The organism is Pseudomonas shirazensis, from assembly GCF_050496565.1.
Taxonomy (GTDB): domain Bacteria; phylum Pseudomonadota; class Gammaproteobacteria; order Pseudomonadales; family Pseudomonadaceae; genus Aquipseudomonas; species Aquipseudomonas shirazensis_A.
In genome coordinates this window covers 1-21655 of the sequence record NZ_JBNWAE010000006.1, presented here as the reverse complement: position 1 = coordinate 21655, position 21655 = coordinate 1, and the positions used below count along the sequence as shown (strand labels likewise).

Annotated in this window: 5 protein-coding genes and 1 tRNA gene; 3 read left to right on the top strand and 3 right to left on the bottom strand. The window is 65.3% G+C overall.

From position 1 onward, the window contains the following. Positions 1–147: 147 nt before the first annotated feature. A complete protein-coding gene (locus tag ACQZ2L_RS10465) occupies positions 148–819 on the bottom strand; it encodes a Bax inhibitor-1/YccA family protein (RefSeq protein ID WP_186698912.1) in 672 nt (223 codons plus the stop codon). A 120-nt stretch (positions 820–939) separates the two neighbouring features. Between ACQZ2L_RS10465 and ACQZ2L_RS10460 the strand changes: the two genes are divergently transcribed. Beyond that, a tRNA-Ser gene (locus ACQZ2L_RS10460) sits at positions 940–1027 on the top strand. Between the two features lie 526 nt (positions 1028–1553). Here ACQZ2L_RS10460 and ACQZ2L_RS10455 read toward each other — a convergent pair. Next, positions 1554–2984 carry an efflux transporter outer membrane subunit gene (locus ACQZ2L_RS10455; protein ID WP_430325981.1) on the bottom strand — a complete coding sequence of 477 codons (1431 nt, stop codon included), beginning with the start codon at positions 2982–2984 and terminating at the stop codon, positions 1554–1556. Positions 2985–3002: 18 nt separating this feature from the next. Next, the gene (locus tag ACQZ2L_RS10450) at positions 3003–3785 is read right to left on the bottom strand and encodes a helix-turn-helix transcriptional regulator (RefSeq protein ID WP_430325980.1); all 783 of its coding nucleotides are present in this window, start codon (positions 3783–3785) and stop codon (positions 3003–3005) included. A 416-nt stretch (positions 3786–4201) separates the two neighbouring features. Here ACQZ2L_RS10450 and ACQZ2L_RS10445 point away from each other — a divergent pair, with 416 nt between their 5' ends. Beyond that, positions 4202–10570, top strand: a complete 6369-nt coding sequence (locus tag ACQZ2L_RS10445; protein ID WP_430325979.1) for an amino acid adenylation domain-containing protein — start codon at positions 4202–4204, stop codon at positions 10568–10570. A 167-nt stretch (positions 10571–10737) separates the two neighbouring features. Then, positions 10738–21655: amino acid adenylation domain-containing protein (locus ACQZ2L_RS10440; protein WP_430325978.1), on the top strand; the 10918-nt coding region annotated here is incomplete at its 3' end.

Sequence of the window (21655 nt, the reverse complement as noted above, 5' to 3'; positions counted from 1 at the left end):
GGGCCGCTGGCCGATTCGGGTAGCCTAAATGCAGCGCTTCAGATCTGTGTCTGGCTGAATACGCCTGGCGATGTCGGCCACCGCCAAACGTCGCCCACAAAAAAGCCCGCCGAAGCGGGCTTTTCCGTTTTACCGGTCAATCAACGATCAGTCATCACGACCCATGATGCCGAACAGCTGCAACAGGCTGATGAACAGGTTGTAGATCGATACATACAGGCTGATGGTCGCCATGATGTAGTTGCGCTCGCCGCCATGGATGATGGCGCTGGTCTGGAACAGAATGCAGACCGACGAGAACAGCACGAAACCAGCGCTGATCGCCAACTGCAGGCCGCTGATCTGGAAGAAGAAGCTCGCAACCACCGCGCCCAGCAAGACGAAGAAGCCAGCGGTGATGAAGCCGCTGAGGAAGCTCATGTCCTTACGGCTGATCAGCACGTAGGCCGACAGACCACCGAACACCAGCGCAGTCATGGCAAACGCCGAGCTGACCACTTCCGCACCACCGGCCATGCCGAGGTAACGGTTGAGGATCGGGCCAAGAATGAAGCCCATGAAGCCGGTCAGTGCGAAGGTCGAAACCAGGCCCCAGACCGAGTCACGCAGTTTGGCGGTGAGGAAGAACAGGCCGTAGAAGCCGATCAGCACCACGAAGATGTTCGGGTAGCCGACACGCATCTGCTGCGCAACGAACGCCATCAGACCGCTGAATGCAAGGGTAAGCGCCAGCAAGCTGTAGGTGTTACGCAGGACCTTGCTGACCTCCAGTTGATCGGCCTGCTGGCCGTGTTGTAGGGCATAATCCTGTTCGCGCATGGCGACACTCCTGTGGGTAGAAACCTATGGATGCTGAGAGCATACCAGAGCCACCGCAGGCCGCGACACAGAGAGTTTGACAGCGTGTTTCATTACGGTATTATGGCGCCCGCTGTATCCGGAAGCGTGGCCGAGTGGTTTAAGGCAACGGTCTTGAAAACCGTCGATGGGCAACTATCCTAGAGTTCGAATCTCTACGCTTCCGCCATATTCAAAGCCCTGATTATTCAGGGCTTTTTGCGTTTTTTTGGGAAAAAGATTCGCCTCTGCTCGCGTCTCACCGTTTCCGCACTTTTCTTGTCGTTTCCGCAAACCTTCAAGCCATGCCTTGCCAGGGATGAGGGGATTGGTTGGATGGATCTCATCTCAGCCATTGTCGCAGACCGGCTTGGCCGGCCCCATTCCTCTACCTCCTATTAGCCACTCGCTGCAGAGCTGCCGTACAACTCAGGCGCTGGCGGGGCACGCCGTTGCTCTGGCAATATGCAATCACGAGCACATATCGGTGTCGACGAAGACTCGGGTCTGGTGCGTCTGCCAGTAGACAGTGCAGGCCGAAACGCCATAGCCCAGCCTCGCGCTGGGCTTTTTGCATGCGCACTATTGCTACTGCGTTATCCTCAATCGCTGTGCATCCACTCTGGATATGCTCCCGATTTCTTGAGTCGCATCGTCCATGGAAAACAAAACACGGCGTATCCAGTCTAAACCCACGTACGCCCCTCAAGCCCCACCTATTTCACCCTTGCAGCAGAAGCCCCCCGCAAGTCCGATCTCTCTCGCCACCCACCCCCCAATGCCGCATACAGATTCACCTCTGCCACCAACTGCGCCAGGCGGTCATTGATCAGCCCCTGCTGGGCACTGAACAACGAGCGTTGCGCGTCGAGAAAGGTCAGGCTGCTGTCCACGCCGACCCGGTAGCGGTGTTCAGCAAGGTTGTAGTAACGCTGGCTTGAGGTCACCAAGTCGCGTTGTGCCTGCAGTTGGCGCTGGTAAGTCGCTCGCGCCGCCAAGCCGTCTGCCACTTCCTGGAAGGCGCCCTGGATTGCTTTTTGGTACTGCGCCACTTGGATGTCCTTCTGCAACTTGGCGTAGTCCAGGCTGGCGCGCAGGCTGCCGGCGGTGAAGATCGGCAGGTGGATCTGTGGCTGGAACAACCAGGTCCCGGATCCTGCATCGAATAGCCCGCTGAGCGCCGGGCTGGTGCTGCCGGCATTGGCGGTAAGGCTGATGCTCGGGAAGAATGCGGCGCGGGCGGCGCCAACATCGGCGTTGGCGGCGCGCAGCTGGTACTCGGCTTGGAGAATGTCCGGGCGACGTTGCAGCAGGTCAGACGGCAGTCCGGCCTGCAAGCCGGCGATTTGTTCGTCGGCCAGCCGCAAGGCGCCGAGGTCGTCGGCCACAGGGGCGCCCACCAGTAGAGTCAGTTGGTTGAGGTCTTGGGCGACTTGACGTTTGTAACGGGCGACGGCCGCCCGGGTACTGTCGACGCTGGTCCGCGCCTGGATCTGGTCCAGGGCCGAAACAGTGCCGGCGCGTCGCTGGTTGGCGGTCAGGCGCAGGCTGCGCTCGTCTGCAGCCAGGGTTTCGTTGGCCAGTAGCAGCAGTTCCTGATCGGCACGCCAGGTCAGGTACACGCTGGCGACACTGGCTACCAGGCTCAATTGGGTGCTGCGGCGGGCCTGGTCGCTGGCCAGGTAGGTCAACAGCGCCTGGTCACTGAGGCTGCGCAAGCGACCGAACAGGTCCAGTTCATAAGCACTCACCCCCAGTGTCGCCGCCGAGGTAGAACTGATCATGCCTTGGTCGGCACCGGTCATGCGCCACGGCAGGTATTGGCGTTGCCCCTGGCCATTGGCCGAGACCTTTGGCAACAGCTCGGCGCGCTGAATGCGGTATTGGGCGCGGTACGCTTCGACATTGAGCGCCGCGCTGCGCAGGTCGCGGTTATTGGCCAGGGCGCTGTCGATCAGCTGGCGCAGCACTGGGTCGTGGAACACCTGGCGCCAGTCCTCGACGGTCGGGTGCTTCTGCACATTGCCAACGTAGGCCGGCCCTTGCGGGTAGTGGAGGGCGACGGGTAGGTCTGGGCGCTGGTAGTCAGGGGCTAAGGAACAGCCACACAACAACACTGCGCACAGGAAAAAGCTGGATCGGGGCATCAGAAGGTCTCGCTGGGGTCAGGCGCCGGCCATCCATTTGGTCAAACCATGGCGGCCACTGACCCCCAGCTTGGCGGTGGCGCGCTTGAGGTATGTTTCGATCGAGCTGTTCTTCACGTTCAGCCGTTGCGCCATTTCTGACACCGTTCCGCCGGTCAGCAGGCCCAGGCAGACTTCCTGCTCACGCGTCGAGAGCCGCACGTCTGCCTGGACCAGCCGATTGCCAAAGGACTGCCGTAAGGTGCCTGCCTGCAGATCGCACAGCGGCGACCCGGTATGCCCCGCGGCCCCTTGGTGGAGCAACTGGCCGTGGTGCTCCATCAGGGGCAGCAAGGTGTCGGATAGGCTTTTCAACTGCGACAACTCGCCCAATGAAAAGCCACGCTGGCTGGGCAGGCGATGAAAGCAGATGACCCAGCGCCGGGCACCGCTGCAAGACACCAGGTTGCACTGGTGGGCAGTGTGGCGCGGGTGGTCAGTAACCGGGGGTGCCTTGAATTCGATCAACAGCGGGTCCTTCATCTGCATGATGCTCTGCAGCAGTGGGTGGCGCAGAGGGTCGATGCCGGGCAGTTCGGGGGCTGGGCCGGCACTGCCGAGTACCCTGATGCGGCTGATGCTGGACCCGCGCGGGTCGAGGGTCCATTCGCTGAGGTCGAGCCTGTGGATCGGCACTTGGGCATCGACCAGGTGCAACATGTGCTCGGCAAAGCCAGCGGCACCGGTACTGGCGATCAGTTCACCCAGTTGCAGATATAGTTGAGGGTCGGGGTGGTGTACGAGGCTGTCGGTAAGCTTCATGGGGTCATCGTCCTTGATCGAAAGCGTTACGGCGGGTGGTGGCCCAGGCGAGTCCTCCGGGTTGGGAGCGGGTTGTGGCGGTATTCAAGCGCGGCCTCGGGGCGGCGTCTGTAATGGAAAACAGGGACAGAAAGTGCCATCGATCGCGGGCCAGCGGGGCAGCTGACCTACAGGCCAGACGCTGCACACGAGCGGGTAGGCCAGCAAATTGACGTCATAATCGTGGCGATCAGCGCATGATCCCGGGCGATGACTCTTGGCGTAGGCCAAGCCGGGCAGCCGCTGTGGCAAATGTCCTACATGTTTTTCAGCAGCTATCTGACAGCGCTGAGGCGTGTCCGGGTTTCAGGGGCCATACAGCCTGAAAGTGGAGTGCTTGAATCCGCGGATGATCAACCAGAAGGACCTGCCGAATCATGCCTGCCGCCCAAACCTTTGCCCTGACCGTTGCCCAGCGCGACATCTGGCTGGATCAGATCAGCCACGGCAACTCGCCGCTGTACAACATCGGCGCCTACGTCGAACTGGCCGGCGAGGTGGACGCCGAGCGCCTGAGCCGGGCACTGGTGCATTTGGCCGCCCAGCATGATGGCCTGCGCACAGTGCTGGTGATGCAAGCGGGCCAAGGTGGCATAGCCCGCCAGTACTTCGCCGAATCCCTCGATGTGCAGTTGGTGCAGCATGATGTCCGCGCTGTGGATGACCCTTTCTTCGCTGCCCAAGGCCTGTTGCAAACACAGATGCAGACACCGTACTGCCTGGACGCCAGCCCGCTGTGGGGGGCGACATTGATCCGTCTGGGCGAGCAGCGCTATCTGTTAGCCGTGCAGGCTCATCACCTGGTGCTCGATGGCTGGGGCGTGGACCAGTGGTTCAAACAGATTGCCGAGCATTACCGCTTGCTTGGGCAGGGGCTGGCATTGCCAGACAGCGCACCGTCCTACCGCGTGTTCATCGAGGACGATGCGCAGTACCAGGGTTCGCCCCGCCATGACCGCGACCGCGATTACTGGCTGGCGAAGTACCAGCAGTTACCCGACGCCTTGCTGGCGCCCCGCGAACGCAATGCGCAGCATTTGTCGCCGCCCAGTGCGGCATTTGAACAGCCCTTCGACAGCCACTTGCTGGCGCGTATGCGCGCCCTGGGCACTGCCTTGCAGGCCTCGCCATTCCATGTGCTGTTGGCAGCGCTGCACGTGTGCAGCGCACGGACCTGGCAACGTGACGAATGGGTGGTCGGACTGCCGGTGCGCAACCGTGGCAACGCCCAGTTCAAGTCAACGCTTGGGCTGTTTACCCAAGTCAGCGCGCTGCGCATGGATTTCGGCCGTGAACGCTCGTTTGCCGCGCTGGTGCAGGGGATCCGCGATGCGCTCAAGCAGGACTTTCGCCATCAGCGGTTCGCCCTTAGCGAACTCAACCGCAACCTCGGCGCATTGCGTGAAGAGCGGCCGCAACTGTTCGAGCTGATGGTGTCGTTCGAGGAGGATGGCAACGACCTGCGTTTCGATGACGTGCCCGGCCACACGGTGATGATCTGCAATGGCCACGAGCCCACGCCTTTGAGTATCCACCTGCGCTGCAACAGCCAACGTGACAGCGCGTGCCTGCACCTGGTGCATAACCGCGCCTGGTTCAGCGAAGAGGACGTTTCGGCGTTGGCCGAGCGCCTGCTGCATGTGCTGGAGCAAGGCTTGGAACAGCCCGAGCAAAGCATCGCGGCGTTCGACCTGTTGACCGCCCGCGAACACGCCCGCCTGCGCCAGTGGAATGCAACGGCGCAAGCAGCGCCCTCACAAGGTGAGGCGTTGATCCATAGTCGTATCCAGGCCCAGGCCAGCGCCACGCCACACGCTGTGGCGGCGCTGCACGACGGCCAGCGCCTGAGCTATGGCGAGCTCGATCGCCGTGCCGACGCGCTGGCACTGCACCTCGCAGCCCTTGGCGCCAAGCCTGATCAGCGGGTAGCGGTGGTCGCCCAGCGCGGCCTGGACACGTTGGTCGGCCTGCTGGCCGTGCTCAAGGCCGGGGCCGCCTACGTGCCGATCGACCCGGCCCACCCGCAGGAGCGGCTGGCCTATCTGCTGGAAGACAGCTCGCCGGTTGTGGTGCTGACCCAGTCGCGGCTGCTGGACCGCCTTCCGCCCCATGGCCTGCCGCAGATCGTGCTGGACCGCTGGGACTGGAACACGGCACCCGCCGCCCAGCCAGCGCCTGTGCAGCCGCAACCCAGCGACTTGGCTTATATCATCTACACCTCCGGCTCCACGGGCCAGCCAAAGGGCGTGATGGTCGAGCACCACATGCTGGCCAACCTGGTCGACTGGCACTGCAATGCCTTCAACCTGGGCCCCGGGCGCCACCAGTCGAGCCTGGCCGGCTTCGGTTTCGACGCCATGGCCTGGGAGGTATGGCCGGCGCTGTGCAGTGGCGCGACCCTGCATCTGGCGCCGGTGCGTGACGGTGCTGAAGACATCGACGCCTTGCTAAGCTGGTGGCGCGCCCAGCCGCTGGATGTCAGCTTCCTGCCCACCCCGGTGGCCGAATATGCCTTCGCCCAAGGCGAGCTGCACCCGACCTTACAGACCCTGCTGATTGGCGGCGACCGTCTGCGGCGCCTGGCCCGCGAGCGGTGCTGCCGTGTGATCAACAACTATGGACCCACCGAAGCCACGGTGGTGGCGACGTCGGGCGAAGTGATCGCTGGCGGCCCGCTGCATATCGGCGGCCCGGTGACCAACACCCAGCTGTATGTGCTCGATGAGCAGTGCCGTCTGCTGCCTATCGGCGCCCCAGGCGAATTGTATGTGGGCGGCAAGGGCGTGGCTCGAGGCTACCTCAACCGGCCGCAGATGACCGCCGAGCGCTTTCTCGACGACCCCTTCAGCTCGCTACCCGGGGCACGCATGTACCGCACGGGCGACCTGGTGCGCTGGCTGGCCAATGGTACGCTGGAGTACCTCGGGCGCAATGACGACCAGGTGAAGATCCGTGGTGTGCGGGTTGAATTGGGCGAAATCGAAGCTGCCCTGACCAGCCACACGGCGGTGCGCGAGTGTGTGGTGATGCTGCGCGAAGGTCAGTTGCAGGCCTGGTTCATTGGCGAGGCGGCAGTGCTGCCCAAGGCGCTGCATGACCACCTGCGCGAGCGCCTGCCAGTCGCTTTGTTGCCGGTGGCCTACGTCAACCTGGCCAGTTGGCCATTGACCGCCAATGGCAAACTCGACCGCCGTGCCTTGCCGACAGCGGACGAAGCCGCCAAGGTACGCCGCGAACACGAGGCGCCGCTGGGAGACCTCGAGCAGCGTCTGGCGTTGCTGTGGGCCGAACTGCTGCAGGTGGAGCGGGTAGGGCGCCACGATCACTTCTTCGAGCTGGGCGGCCACTCGCTGTTGGCCGTGCAACTGATCGAGCGCATGCGCCAGCAAGGCCTGCAAGCTGATGTGCAGGTACTGTTCGGCCAGTCGACGCTGGCCAGCGTCGCGGCCAGCACAGTGGTTGGTGAAGCCGCGAGCGTACCGGCCAACCGCGTTCCGTCAGGGTGCCAGCACATCACGCCAGGCATGCTCAGCCTCGGCGAACTGTCGCAACCCGACATCGACCGCATCGTTGCCACGGTGCCGGGCGGCGCCGGCAACGTACAGGAAATCTATCCGCTGGCGCCGCTGCAACAGGGCCTGCTTTACCACCACGTCATGGATGCACGCGACCCGTACCAGCAGCAGGCGTTGTTTACCTTCGCCAGCCACGGCCAGTTGCAGGCCTTCACCGAAGCGTTGCAGCAGGTGATCGACCGTCACGACATCCTGCGCACCAGCCTGGCATGGGAGGGGCTTGAGCAGCCCCGGCAGGTAATCTGGCGCCAGGCGCTGCTGGCGGTGGATAACTGGGCGGGGGCGGCACCCGAAGGCAGCATTGCCGACCAAATGCGCGCCCATTTCGACCCGCAGCAACGGCCCCTAGACCTGCGTCAGGCACCGATGATGGCGCTGGCCTGCGCCGAGGATGCCCAGCAGGGACGTTGGTTGGGCTTGCTGCGCTTCCATCACCTGGTCAACGATGCCGTTTCGCTGCAGGTGCTGTTGGGCGAACTGGAAGCCTTCATGGCGGGGCGCGGCGAGCAGTTGCCGGCCCCTGTGCCGTACCGTAATTACGTGGCGCTGAGCGCTGCCCGCGAGCGCCAGGCCCAGCACGAAGCCTTCTTCCGCGAGCAACTGGCAGGCATCGAACCGCCTGCGCCGATTATGGGGCTGGGGGGCGAGCCGGTCGATGAGAGGGACCTGCACAGCCACAGCCAGGCCATCGACGCGCCGTTGGCGGGCCTGTTGCGTAGCCAGGCCCGGCAACATGGCGTGAGCATCGCCAGCCTGCTACACCTGGCCTGGGCCCAGGTGCTTGGCGCCCTCGGCGGGCGTGATGAGGTCACCCTGGGCACCGTGTTGCTGGGCCGCAGCATGGCTGGCCCCGGGGCTGATCGTGCGCTGGGCATGTTCATCAACAGCGTGCCCTTGCGGGTAGGCCTTGCCAACCGCTCGGTCGACCAGGCGCTGGGCGAAACCCATGCGCGGCTGGCTGCCTTGCTCGGCCATGAAGATGCGCCGTTGATCCTCGCCCAGCAGTGCAGTGGCTTGCCCGCTGGCACGCCGCTGTTCGACAGCCTGATCAACTACCGCCAAGGGGCAGTGACGCTCGGCCCGGTATTGCCGGGCGTGGAGCTGGCCGAAGCCAGTGAAGTACAAAGCCATGGCCTGGCGCTCACGGTGGATGACCATGCCGACGGGCTCCAGCTTGCCCTGCGCGCACCGCGTGCGATTGGCGCGCAGCGGGTGCTGAGCTACCTGATGACCACCTTGCGCCAACTGGGCAATGCCCTGGCCGAGCGCCGCAGCACCCGCCTGGAGGCACTATGCGCGGTGCCTGACGGCGAACTGGACCGCATGCTGCATGGCTTCAACGCCACCGAAGACTCGCAAAGTCCGGTCAGGCATACCTTGCCTGCGCTGTTCCAAGCCCAGGTGCGGCGCACACCCCGTGCCATCGCGCTGCAGGCCGAGGACGGCAGCCTCGATTACCAGACACTCAACGCCCAGGCCAACCGCCTGGCCCACTATTTGATCGCACAGGGAGTAAGGCCAGACGCGCGGGTGGCGGTGTGTGTCGAACGTGGCGTTGCACTGATGGTCGCGCTGCTGGGCGTGCTCAAGGCAGGCGGCGCCTACGTACCACTCGACCCCGCTTACCCGGCCGAACGGCTGCGCTTCATGCTGGCAGACAGCACGCCGTCAGTGCTACTGGTGCACGGCGCCACCCTGGGCCTGTTCGCGCAAATGCCGGTTCCTGTGCTCGACCTTGACCGTGGCGATTGGCAGACCTGCTCGGCAGCCAACCCGCTCGTGCCGGGTCTGGGGCCGAACCAGTTGGCTTACGTGATGTACACCTCGGGCTCCACTGGCACTCCGAAGGGGGTGATGGTCGAACACCGCGGCCTGTGCAACCTGATGCACTGGGGGGCGCGCATCTGCCCACCACGCCCGGGCGATGCCTTGCTGCAACGGGCGCCGTTCACCTTCGACGGTTCGGTCTGGGAGCTGTTCTGGCCGCTGACCGCCGGTTTGCGCCTGGTCCTGGCACGCCCTGACGGGCACCGTGACCCTGCGTACCTAGTGCAGTTGGTGCAGGCCAGGCAGGTGACCACAATCAAATTCGTCCCGGCGCTGCTGCATCAGTTTCTTGAAGAGCCGGGTGTTGAACGTTGCACCAGCCTGACCGACATCTTCTGCGGCGGCGGTGAACTGACATTGGCCTTGGTGCGACGCCTGCGTGAACGCCTACCCGCGGTGCGCCTGCACAACGTCTATGGCCCGACCGAAGCAACTGTAGACAGCACCGCCTGGACCCTGCAGCCCCATGAACCGCTGCCGCTGATCGCACCGCCGATTGGCCGGCCGATCGCCAATACCCGCCTGTATGTACTCGATGCGCATGACCGCCCGGTGCCACTCGGTGCGGTGGGCCAGTTGCACATTGGCGGCGTCGGCGTCGCCCGTGGTTACCTTGGGCTACCGGCGTTGCAGGCTGAGCGCTTCATCGCCAGCCCGTTCGTCGAAGGCGACCGCCTGTACCGCACCGGCGACTTGGTGCGCTACCGCCTGGACGGTGAGCTGGACTTTGTCGGCCGCAACGACTTCCAGGTCAAGCTGCGTGGGCTGCGGGTCGAGCTGGGGGAAATCGAAGCGTCGCTAACGGCGCATCCGGCCATCGGGCAAGCCGTGGTGCTGATGCGCGAAGAGCGCCTGGTGGCCTACTTCACCTGTCGCGAGGGCAGCAGCGCGCCTGCGCTTGAAGTGCTGCGCAGCCACCTGGTGGCCCGCATGCCCGACTACATGGTGCCGCAGGCGTTCGTCGCCCTGGCCGAGCTGCCGTTGAGCAACAACGGCAAGGTCGACCGCAAGGCCTTGCCAGCGCCCGGGGCCGAGTCGGTGATCAGCCGTCAGTACCAAGCCCCGCGCGGCGAGCTGGAAACGGCGCTGGCCGAGATCTGGACGGATGTGCTGAAGATCGAGCAGGTTGGGCGCGACGACAACTTCTTCGAACTGGGCGGTCATTCATTGCTGGCGGTCAGCCTGGTGGCACGCATGCGCCAGGCCGGGTTGCATGTCGATGCCCGCACCTTGTTCAGCCAACCGACCCTGGCCGCGCTGGCCGCCAGCACCCGGCTAGAGCAAACCGAGGTGGTCATACCGCAGACCACCATCCCCAGCCTGGGCAAGCGCAGGCGCATCTAACCGCGTGCTGCTATTTGCGTTCGCTGCAAGTGCGGGAGCGGCCCGGCAAGGCCGATCCTGCACCACAAGCGTGCGCCAATTGTCCCCGCTTCCCATGTCAGACCGACCGGTCACGTTCCTTTAGCGTGTACACGATTCCCATTCCAGGCAAAGCAGGATGCTTACCGATGCACTTCAGCGAACTGATGGCTGCTCTTTCCACCCATGCGATCCGACTCCAGCGTGAAGACCAGGACCTGATCGTTCTCGGCGATGACGATACCCTGGACGACAGCTTGTGGGAGGCGTTGTCACGGCACAAGCCGGCGCTGCTGGAGATGCTCGCCGAACGCGATGACGACTGGCTGAGCCCAGCCTTCCGGATTACACCCGATATGCTGCCGCTGGTCACCCTGGACCAGGACGCCATCGACCGCATCGTCGCCAGTGTGCCAGGCGGAGCGGCCAACGTTCAGGACATCTACCCACTCGCCCCGCTGCAGCAGGGCATGCTGTACCAGCACCTGTCCGCCACCGAGGGTGACCCGTACCTGGCGCAGGTGCAGCTGCGCTTCGCCAGCAAAACTCACCTGGAAGCCTTCGCCGAGGCGCTGCAGTGGGTGATCCAGCGCCATGACATCCTGCGCACCGCGTTGCACTGGGAATACCTCGACCAACCGGTGCAGGTGGTCTGGCAAGAGGCGACGCTGGTCCGCGAAGCCGTGCCGGTGGCTGGCAGCACGGCCCTGGCCGAGCTGTGCGCGCGCTTCGACCCGCGCCAGTATCGCGTCGACCTGCGTCAGGCACCGCTGATGCAGCTGATGCACGCGCAAGGCGAGGGCGAGACGTGGGTGGCGCTGCTGATGTTCCACCACGTGGTGATGGACCATACCGCCCTGGATATCGTGCGCCGGGAAATCCAGGCGCACATCGCCGGCCAGTCCGACGGTCTGGCTGCGCCCATGCCGTTTCGCAATGTGCTGGCCGTCGCTCGCCAGGCACTGGATGAGGACGCCCATGAGCGCTTCTTCCGCGAAATGCTCAGCGACATCGATGAGCCCACGCTTGCCTTCGGCCTGCAGGACAAAGGCGATGCGCAACTGGAACAAGCCCGCCTGACCCTGCCGCCTGCGCTGTGCCTGCGCCTGCGCAGCCAGGCACGGCAACTCGGGGTGAGCCCGGCAAGCGTCTTGCACTTGGGCTTCGGCCGGCTGATCGGGCAGTTGTCGGGCCGCCAGCAGGTGGTGTTCGGCAGCGTGCTGCTAGGCCGCATGACCACCGGCGACGGCAGCGAGCAGGCGCTGGGCATGTTCATCAACAGCCTGCCGTTGCGCATTGACCTGGGCTCAACCAGCGTGCGTGAAGCCCTGCTGGCCACCCACCGCAGGCTCAGCGCCTTGCTCGGCCACGAACAGGCTTCGCTGGCCTTGACCCAGCGCTGCAGCGGCGTGGCCGCGCCGACGCCGCTGTTCAATAGCCTGCTCAACTACCGGCACAGTGACGCCGGTGATGCCGCCGAAGTCATCCCGGTGGCCGCTGGCATCGATATCGTCGGTGCCGAGGAGCGCACCGATTATCCGCTGACCGTGAGCGTCGACGACCTAGGCGACGCGCTGCGCCTTACGGTACAGAGCCTGCCGGAGTGGAGCGCAGCACGCCTGTGTGTCCAGTTCGAACAGGTCTTGGCAAGCCTGGTCGATGCCCTGGAGCACGCCCCCACAGCAGCGCTGCAAGGGTTGCAGGTATTACCGCCGGCCGAGCGTGATCAGGTGCTGCAAGCGTTCAATCGCACCGTTCAGCGCTACCCGCAGGGGCAGACCGTACACGCTATGGTCGAGGCCCGCGCTGCCACTGCACCGGCTGCGGTTGCGCTGTTGCAGGATGGCCAGGCGCTGCGTTACGACGAGCTGAACCGCCGTGCCAACCAACTCGCTCACCAGCTGATCGAACGCGGCGTTCAGGTGGGCGACCGCGTGGCGCTGTGCCTGCCGCGCAACAGCGAGCGCGTGGTTGCGTTGCTGGCAGTGCTTAAAGCGGGCGCGGCCTATGTGCCGGTGGACCCGGCGTACCCAGCCGAGCGTATTGCCTACTTGCTGGCTGACAGCCTCCCGGCACTGGTGGTGAGCGTGACTACGGTGACCGGACTGCCGGCTGAGGTGCCGCGCCTGGACCTGGATCAGCTCAACACCTGCGCTGCGCACGACAGCAACCCACAGCGACCTGGGCTGCACGCGCAGCAACTGGCCTATGTGGTTTACACCTCCGGTTCCACCGGCCAGCCCAAGGGCGTGATGATCAAGCACCACACGCTGGTCAACCTGGTGCATTGGCACTGCCAGGCGTTTGAGCTGGACGCCGATGCTCATACCTCAAGCGTGGCCGGCTTCGGTTTCGATGCCATGGCCTGGGAGGTCTGGCCTGCCCTGTGCGCTGGTGCCACGCTGCACCTGCCACCCGCGCACATCGCCAACGAGCATGTCGATGAGCTGCTCGACTGGTGGCTGCTGCAGCCACTGAAGGTCAGCTTCCTGCCCACCCCGGTAGCCGAGCAGGCCCTGCGCCGCGAACATCAGCATCCGACCCTGCGCACCTTGCTGGTAGGCGGGGACCGCCTGCGTCAGTTCGAGCGAGCGCCGGGCTTTGCCCTGATCAACAACTACGGGCCGACCGAAACCACCGTGGTCGCCACCTCTGGCCAGGTCTTGGCCAACGGCGCACTGCACATCGGCCGGCCAATCGCCAACACCCGCGTCTACGTCCTGGACGAAGGTCTGCAGCCAGTACCGGTCGGCGTCGCGGGTGAGCTGTTCATCGGCGGCGCGCAAGTGGCGCAGGGTTACTTCAATCGGCCAGCGCTGACCGAACAGGCTTTTCTCGTTGACCCGTTCAGCGAGCAGCCCAATGCACGCATGTACCGCAGCGGTGATCGGGTGCGCTGGAACGCCGACGGCACCCTCGACTACCTCGGCCGCAATGACGACCAGGTGAAGATCCGCGGTGTGCGGGTCGAGCTTGGCGAAATCGAGGCCACCCTCGCGGCGCAGCCGGGTATCGACGCCGCGGTGGTGCTGGTGCGCGGCGAGCGTTTGCTGGCCTGGTTCACCGAGACCGCACCCGTCGCCCTCGACGCCTTGCGCCAGTCCCTGCAGGCCGGCTTGCCGGCGCACATGGTGCCGCTTGCGTTCGTGCGCCTCGATGAGCTGCCGCTGACCAGCCATGGCAAACTCGACCGCCGTGCGCTGCCTGACCCGGACGCCTCGCAGTTGTTCGGCCAGGCCTTTGAGGCGCCCAGTGGCGAAACCGAAGCGACGATGGCGGCGATCTGGGCCGACGTGTTGGGCGTGCAGCGAGTAGGGCGCCACGACAACTTCTTCGAGCTGGGTGGCCACTCGCTGCTGGCGGTAACGTTGGTGGAGCGCTTGCGCAAGGCTGGCCTGCTGATTGATGTGCGCGTGCTGTTCGCCCAACCGACCCTGGCCGCCCTGGCCGGCGCGGCGGGTATCGGCCACGAGGTGAAGGTGCCGGCCAACCGTGTGCCCGCGCAGGCCGAACGCATCACCCCTGCTATGCTCAGCCTGATCGAGCTGGACCAGGCAGCCATCGACGACATCGTCGCAACGGTGCCGGGTTGCGCCGCCAATGTGCAGGAAATCTACCCGCTGGCGCCGCTGCAGGAAGGTATTCTCTACCACCACCTGAGCGCTGAGCAGGGCGACCCCTACCTGCTGCAGACCCGCCTGGCCTTCGACAGTGTCGAGCGCTTGCTGGCCTGGGCTGGTGCCTTGCAACAGGTCATCGATCGCCACGACATCCTGCGCACCGCCGTGCTTTGGCAAGGGCTGGCGCAGCCGGTGCAAGTGGTTTGGCGCAAGGCCGAGCTGGTGGTCAGCGAAGTCGACGACCTGGCCGATGACGATGGCCGGGCGCGGGTCGAGCAGTTGCATGCCCGGTTCGATGCGCGGCACCACCGGCTGGACCTGACCCAGGCGCCATTGACCCGCCTGTATTACAGCCTGGACCCCGCCAACCACCAGGTGGTGGCGATTCTGCTGTTCCATCACCTGACCCTCGATCACACGGCCATGGACGTGGTCGCTCGCGAAATGCGCGCTTTGCTGTGCGGCCAAGGGCACACGCTGCCGGCAGCGGTGCCTTATCGCAATTACGTGGCCCAGGCTCGTCTGGGTGACCAGGCGGGCCATGAGGCGTTCTTCCGCGAGATGCTGGCGGATGTCGAAGAACCGACCTTGCCGCTGGGCTATGAAGATGTGCAGGGTGATGGCCGCGGCATCGAAACGGCGTTTCAGGCACTGGACGGCGACGTTGCCCACGGTTTGCGCACCCAGGCCCGGCAAATGGGCGTCAGTGCCGCCAGCCTCATGCACCTGGCGTGGGCGCGCGTACTTGGCGTGCTGGCCAACCGCGATGATGTGGTGTTTGGCACGGTGCTGATGGGGCGCCTGCAAGGCGGCGAGGGCGCCGACCGGGCGTTGGGGATGTTCATCAACACCCTGCCACTGCGGGTGGACACCACGCTGACCGTGCGTGCCGCCGTGCGCACCACCCATCGCAACCTTTCGGCTTTGCTGGGCCATGAGCACGCGCCGCTGGCCTTGGCCCAGCGCTGCAGTGGCGTGGCCGCGTCCGCGCCGTTGTTCAGTGCCTTGCTCAACTATCGGCATAGCGCCGACGAGGCCACTGGCGAGGCCATCTGGGAGGGCGTGCGCCTGCTCGGTGGCGAAGAACGCAGCAACTACCCGTTGACCCTCAGCGTCAATGACCTGGGTGAGGGGTTCACCTTCAGTGTGCTGGCCATTGAAGGGATCGGTGCGGCGCGGGTCGCCGCCTGGATGGTCAATGCCGTCACCCAACTGTTGCAGGCCTTGCAGCGAGGGCAGGAGGCGCGGGTCGACAGCTTGTCGATCCTGAGCGACGAAGCCCGCGAACAGCTGCTGGGCAGTTTCAACGCCACCACACGGCACTACCCGCAAGAACAGACGGTGCATGCGCTGGTGGAGGCCAGAGCAGCCCAGACCCCGGATGCCACGGCGGTGACCCAGGATGGCCAGGCACTCAGCTATGGGGAGTTGAACCTGCGGGCCAACCGCCTGGCGCACCAGTTGATCGCACGCGGCGTGCGCTGCGGTGACCGTGTGGCATTGTGCCTGGGCCGCAGCGTCGAGCGGGTGATCAGCTTGCTGGCCGTGCTCAAGGCCGGCGCCGCGTATGTGCCGGTAGACCCGGGCTATCCGGCCGAACGCATTGCCTACCTGCTGGCCGACAGCGCGCCCGCCCTGGTGCTGAGCGAAGCGGGCATTGCTGGCCTGCCTGTTGGCATACCCCGGCTAGACCTGGACCAGGCCGCAGCCGATGACTCCCAGGGCAGCAACCCACGTGTACCTGGGCTGGATCCGCAGCAGCTGGCCTACCTTGTCTACACCTCCGGCTCCACCGGCCAGCCCAAGGGCGTGATGATCGAGCATCACACCCTGGCCAACCTGGTGCATTGGCACTGCCACGCGTTCGCGCTGGAGGCCGGTGTGCGTACCTCGAGCGTTGCCGGCTTTGGCTTCGACGCCATGGCCTGGGAAGTGTGGCCGGCGCTGTGTGCGGGGGCGACGCTGCACCTGCCACCCGCGCATATCGGCAATGAACATGTCGATGAACTGCTCGACTGGTGGCTCGAGCAGCCGCTGGCCGTCAGTTTCTTGCCCACGCCAGTGGCCGAACAGGCGTTGCGCCGCGAACGGCAACACCCGACGTTGCGCACCTTGCTGATCGGTGGCGACCGCCTGCGCCAGTTCGACCGCGATCCAGGATTCGCCCTGGTCAACAACTATGGGCCGACCGAGACCACGGTTGTCGCCACGTCTGGCCAGGTCTTGCCGGGCGCGGCGTTGCACATCGGCAAGCCGATTGCCAATACCCGCGTCTATGTGCTCGACGGCCATCGCCAAGCGGTGCCGGTGGGCGTGGTGGGTGAGCTGTACATCGGTGGCGCACAGCTAGCGCGGGGCTACTTCAATCGCCCTGAGCTGAGCGAAGAGCGCTTTGTCGCCGACCCGTTCAGCCGCAAGCCCGGCGCGCGCATGTACCGCAGCGGCGACCTAGTGCGCTGGAACACTGACGGCACGCTGGACTACCTCGGCCGTAATGACGACCAGGTGAAGATCCGCGGCGTGCGCGTGGAGTTGGGTGAAATCGAGGCCGCGCTGACGGCTCAGGCCGGGATTGCCGATGCCGTGGTACTGGTCCGCGGCGAGCGTCTGCTGGCCTGGTTCACCGAACAGGCGCCAGTAGCGGTAGAGCTAGTGCGTCAAGCGCTGCAGGCTAGCCTGCCGGGGCACATGGTGCCGCAGGCGTTCATTCGCCTGAGCCAATGGCCGTTGACCAGCCATGGCAAGCTGGACCATCGGGCCCTGCCTGAACCGGACGCGGCGCAACTGATCTGCCAGGGCTATGAAGCCCCTGCCAGCGAAACAGAAGCGGCCATGGCCAGCGTCTGGGCCGACGTGCTGGGCGTGCCACGGGTAGGGCGGCACGACAACTTCTTCCAGCTGGGCGGCCACTCGCTGCTGGCCGTGGCACTGATCGAACGTTTGCGCCAACAGGGCCTGCACACTGACGTGCGGGTGCTGTTCGGCCAGCCCAGCGTGGCTGCACTGGCTGCCGCGCTAGGCACGGGTCGCCAGGTCAGCGTGCCCGAGAACCGCATTCCAGCTGGCTGCACCCAAATCACCCCAGCTATGCTGCCTTTGCTGACATTGGACGCCAGCGCGATTGAGCGCATCGTCGCCACCGTGCCAGGTGGCGCTGCCAACGTGCAGGACATCTACCCATTGGCACCGCTGCAGGAAGGCATTCTCTACCATCACCTGAGTGCTGCAGACGAAGACCCCTACCTGCTGCAGTGGCGCGTCGCATTCGACAGCCAGGCCCGTCTGCAGGCCTTTGCCGTGGCCTTGGACAAGGTCATCGCACGCCACGATATTCTGCGCACTGCCGTGCTCTGGGACGGCCTGGCGCAGCCTGTGCAGGTGGTATGGCGCAGCGTGCCGGGCTCGGTGCTGGTCAATAGCAGCGAAGCCGCTGGCCCGCTCGACCTTAGCCATGCGCCATTGATGCGCCTGCTGCAAACCCCACAGGCAGGCAGCGAAGGCCTCGAAGCCACCCTGCAGTTCCACCACATCGCCCTGGACCACACGGCCATGAAGGTGGTGCTGGAAGAGATCCGCGATCACCTGCGCGGCGAGCAGCCCAGCCAACCGGCCGTGCCGTACCGCAACTACGTGGCCCAGGCGCGCCTGGCCATCAGCGAGGCCGAGCACGAAGCGTTCTTCCGCGCCGAGCTGGCCGACATCGACGAGCCGACTCTGCCCTATGGCCTGGCCGACCTGCAGGGCCAGGCCAGTACCTTCGAATTGGCTACGGTGCAACTGGCGCCCGAGCAGTACCGACGCCTGCGCAGCCAGGCCCGGCAACTTGGCGTAAGCGCTGCCAGCATGCTGCACTTGGCCTGGGCACGGCTGGTGGCCGCCACCAGTGGCCAAGACCGTGTGGTGTTCGGCACCGTGCTGCTGGGTCGCCTGCAAGGGGGCGCCGGGGCTGATCGCGGTCTGGGCATGTTCATCAACACCTTGCCACTGCGCCTGGACCTGCACGGGCTAGGCGTGCGCGCGGGGGTGCGCCTGACGCACCAGCGGCTGAGTGCCTTGCTGGTGCACGAGCACGCCTCGCTGGCCTTGGCCCAGCGTTGCAGCGGCGTGGCTGCGCCGACCCCGTTGTTCAGTGCCATGCTCAATTACCGGCATGGCGCCAGCCAGCCCGAGCAGCAAGCGCAACGCGAAGCCCTGGAAGGCATCCAGGCACTGCCCAGCGGCGGCCATGGCAACTACCCGCTTAGCGTCAACGTGGACGACCTGGGCGATGGCCTGCGGCTGACCGCCCAGGTCAGTGCCCAGGTGGGCGCGCAGCGGGTCTGCGATCAGCTGCTGCAGGTGCTGCACGGTTTGCTGGATGCGCTTGAGCACGCGCCTGACGCGTTATTGCAGCAGGTGCCGGTAATGACGCCTGATGAGCGCCAGCAACAGCTGGCCAATGCCCCGCAAACGCCTCAAGACCTGGCGCAAACGCTGCACGGGCTGTTCGAGGCCCAGGTTCGGTACACACCCACTGCCATTGCCCTGGTCGCCGAGGATGGCGAGCTCAGCTATCGCCAGCTCGACGAGCAGGCCAACCAGCTTGCCCATCATTTGATCGGCTTGGGCGTCAAACCGGATGACCGTGTCGCGATCTGCGTCGAGCGCGGGCTGTCGATGGTGGTTGGCTTGCTGGCCATCCTCAAGGCAGGCGGCGCCTATGTGCCAGTTGACCCGGGTTACCCTGCAGAACGCATTCGCCACATGCTGAGCGACAGCGCGCCGCTGGCCGTCCTGGTGCACGGCGCTACCCGAGATGTCGTACACGCCATCCCGCTGCAGTTGATCGACCTCGATCAGCCTTGCTGGGATGCCCAGCCGATCAGCAACCCTCGCGTAGCCGCACTGACAGCGAGGCACCTCGCGTATGTGATCTACACCTCCGGCTCCACAGGCCAGCCCAAGGGGGTGATGGTCGAACACCGCAACGTGGTCAACCTGGTGCGTTGGAGCCAGCGCCTTTGCCAGGTGCCTGGCAAAGGCGCCGTGCTGCACAAGACCCCGGTCAGCTTCGATGCCTCGGTGTGGGAGCTGTTCTGGCCGTTGTGCAGCGGCCTACGCCTGGTATTGGCCCGTCCGGACGGCCACAGTGACCCGCACTACCTCGCGCAATTGATCCAGGCGCAGCAGGTCAGCGTGGTGCAATTTGTGCCGGCATTGCTGCAGCAGTTCCTTGAAGCACCTGCCAGCGCTCGCTGCGTCAGCCTCAGGGATATCGTCTGCGGTGGCGGCGAGTTGAGCCAGACACTGGCCGGCCAAGTGCGCGAGCGCTTGCCTGGTGTACGCCTGCATAACGTTTATGGCCCCACCGAAACCACCGTCGATTGCAGCGCCTGGACGCTGGAACCGGGCGCAGACCTGCCGCACGGTGCATTGCCGATCGGCACGGCCATCGACAATACCCGGCTGTATGTACTTGACCACTACGACCAACCGGTACCGTGGGGCGTGGTCGGCCACCTGCATATCGGCGGCGCGGGTGTCGCCCGGGGTTACCTGGGTTTGCCCGAACAACAGGCCGAACGCTTCATCGCCAGCCCCTTCGTCGACGGCGATCGCCTCTACCGCAGCGGTGACCTGGTGCGCCAGCGCGAAGATGGCAAGCTGGTCTTCCTCGGCCGCAACGACTACCAAGTCAAGATCCGCGGCCTGCGCATCGAGCTAGGCGAGATCGAAGCCTGCCTGCTGCGTGTGCCCGGTGTGCGCGATGCCGTGGTGCTGGCTTACGACGCCCCGACCAGTGGCCCGCGCCTGGTCGCCTACCTCACTGGTAAGCTGGCCGAGGCGGACAGCCTGCGTCAGGCACTGCTGCAAGACCTGCCGGAGCACATGCTGCCGGCACAGTACATCCACCTCGACCAGCTGCCGTTGACGCCCAATGGCAAGCTGGACCGTAAAGCGCTGCCCGCGCCGGATGCCGCATTGCATGAGCGCCCTTACCAGGCGCCGCAGGGGCCGACCGAAACCCTGCTGGCGCAACTGTGGGCGCAACTGCTGGGCGTGGAGCAAGTAGGCCGGCACGACAACTTCTTCGAGCTGGGCGGCCACTCGCTGCTGGCGGTAAGCCTGACCGCACGGCTGCGCCTGGAAGGGCTGCAAGTCGATGTACGGACCCTGTTCGGCCAGCCGACCGTCGCGGCCTTGGCCGAGACCTTGGGGCGTAACATGCAAGTGCGGGTACCGGAAAACCGCATCCCTGCCGATTGCACCCACATCACCCCAGACCTGTTGAGCCTGATCGACCTCGACCAAGCCGCGATCGATCGCATCGTCGCGCGCGTGCCGGGTGGTGCGGCCAACGTGCAGGACATCTATCCGCTGGCGCCTCTGCAGGAAGGTATCCTTTACCATCACCTGAACGCCGAGCACGATCCCTATGTGCTGTATTCCCGCCTGCGTTTTGACAACGGCGAGCGCCTGCAAGCCTTCGCCAGCGCCCTGGACCAGGTCATCGCCCGCCATGATGTGCTGCGTACCGCCGTGCTCTGGGACGGCCTGCCGCAGGCTGTGCAAGTGGTCTGGCGTCGCGCGCCGCTGCAGGTACTGCGCGACGACGATGCAGCTACCGTTGGCCTGGACCTGGGCCAGGCGCCTCTGATTCGTCTGCTGCATCGCCAGGTACTGGGCAGCGGATGCATCGAAGCCACTTTGCAGTTCCACCACATCGTCCTCGACCACACCGCCCTGGAGGTGGTCGGTGAGGAGTTGCTGGGCTTCCTGCAGGGCACGCCGCCGGTGCAGATCCCTGTGCCGTATCGCAACTACGTAGCCCAGGCGCGCCTGGGTATCAGTCAGGCCGAGCATGAGGCGTTCTTCCGCGCGCAGTTGGCAGATGTCGACGAGCCGACGCTGCCGTTCGGCCTTGGCGATGTGCAAGGCGATGGCCTTGGCATGCAAGAAGCCAAGCTGGCGCTGTCGGCCGAACTGGCCGCAGGGCTGCGGCGCCAGGCACGGCAAATCGGCATCAGTGTCGCCAGCCTGTTCCACCTGGCTTGGGCGCGCCTGTTGGCCGCTGCCAGCGGCAACGACCGCGTGGTGTTCGGCACTGTGTTGCTGGGGCGCCTGCAAGGCGGTGAGGGTGCCGAGCGGGCGCTGGGCATGTTCATCAACACCTTGCCGCTGCGGGTCGACCTGGGTGGTATCAGCCTGCGCGAAGGGGCGCAGGCCGTGCATCAGCGCCTCAGTGCCCTGCTGGCGCACGAACACGCCTCCCTGGCGTTGGCCCAGCGCTGCAGCGCTGTAGCTGCGCCGTTGCCGTTGTTCAGCGCCATGCTCAACTACCGCCATGGCGCAGAAGCCAGCGCTGAACAGCGGCAGGCGTGGCAAGGCATCGACGTACTGGAGGGCCAGGAACGCACCAACTACCCGTTGAGCCTGAACGTGGATGACTTGGGGCAGGGCTTCCGCC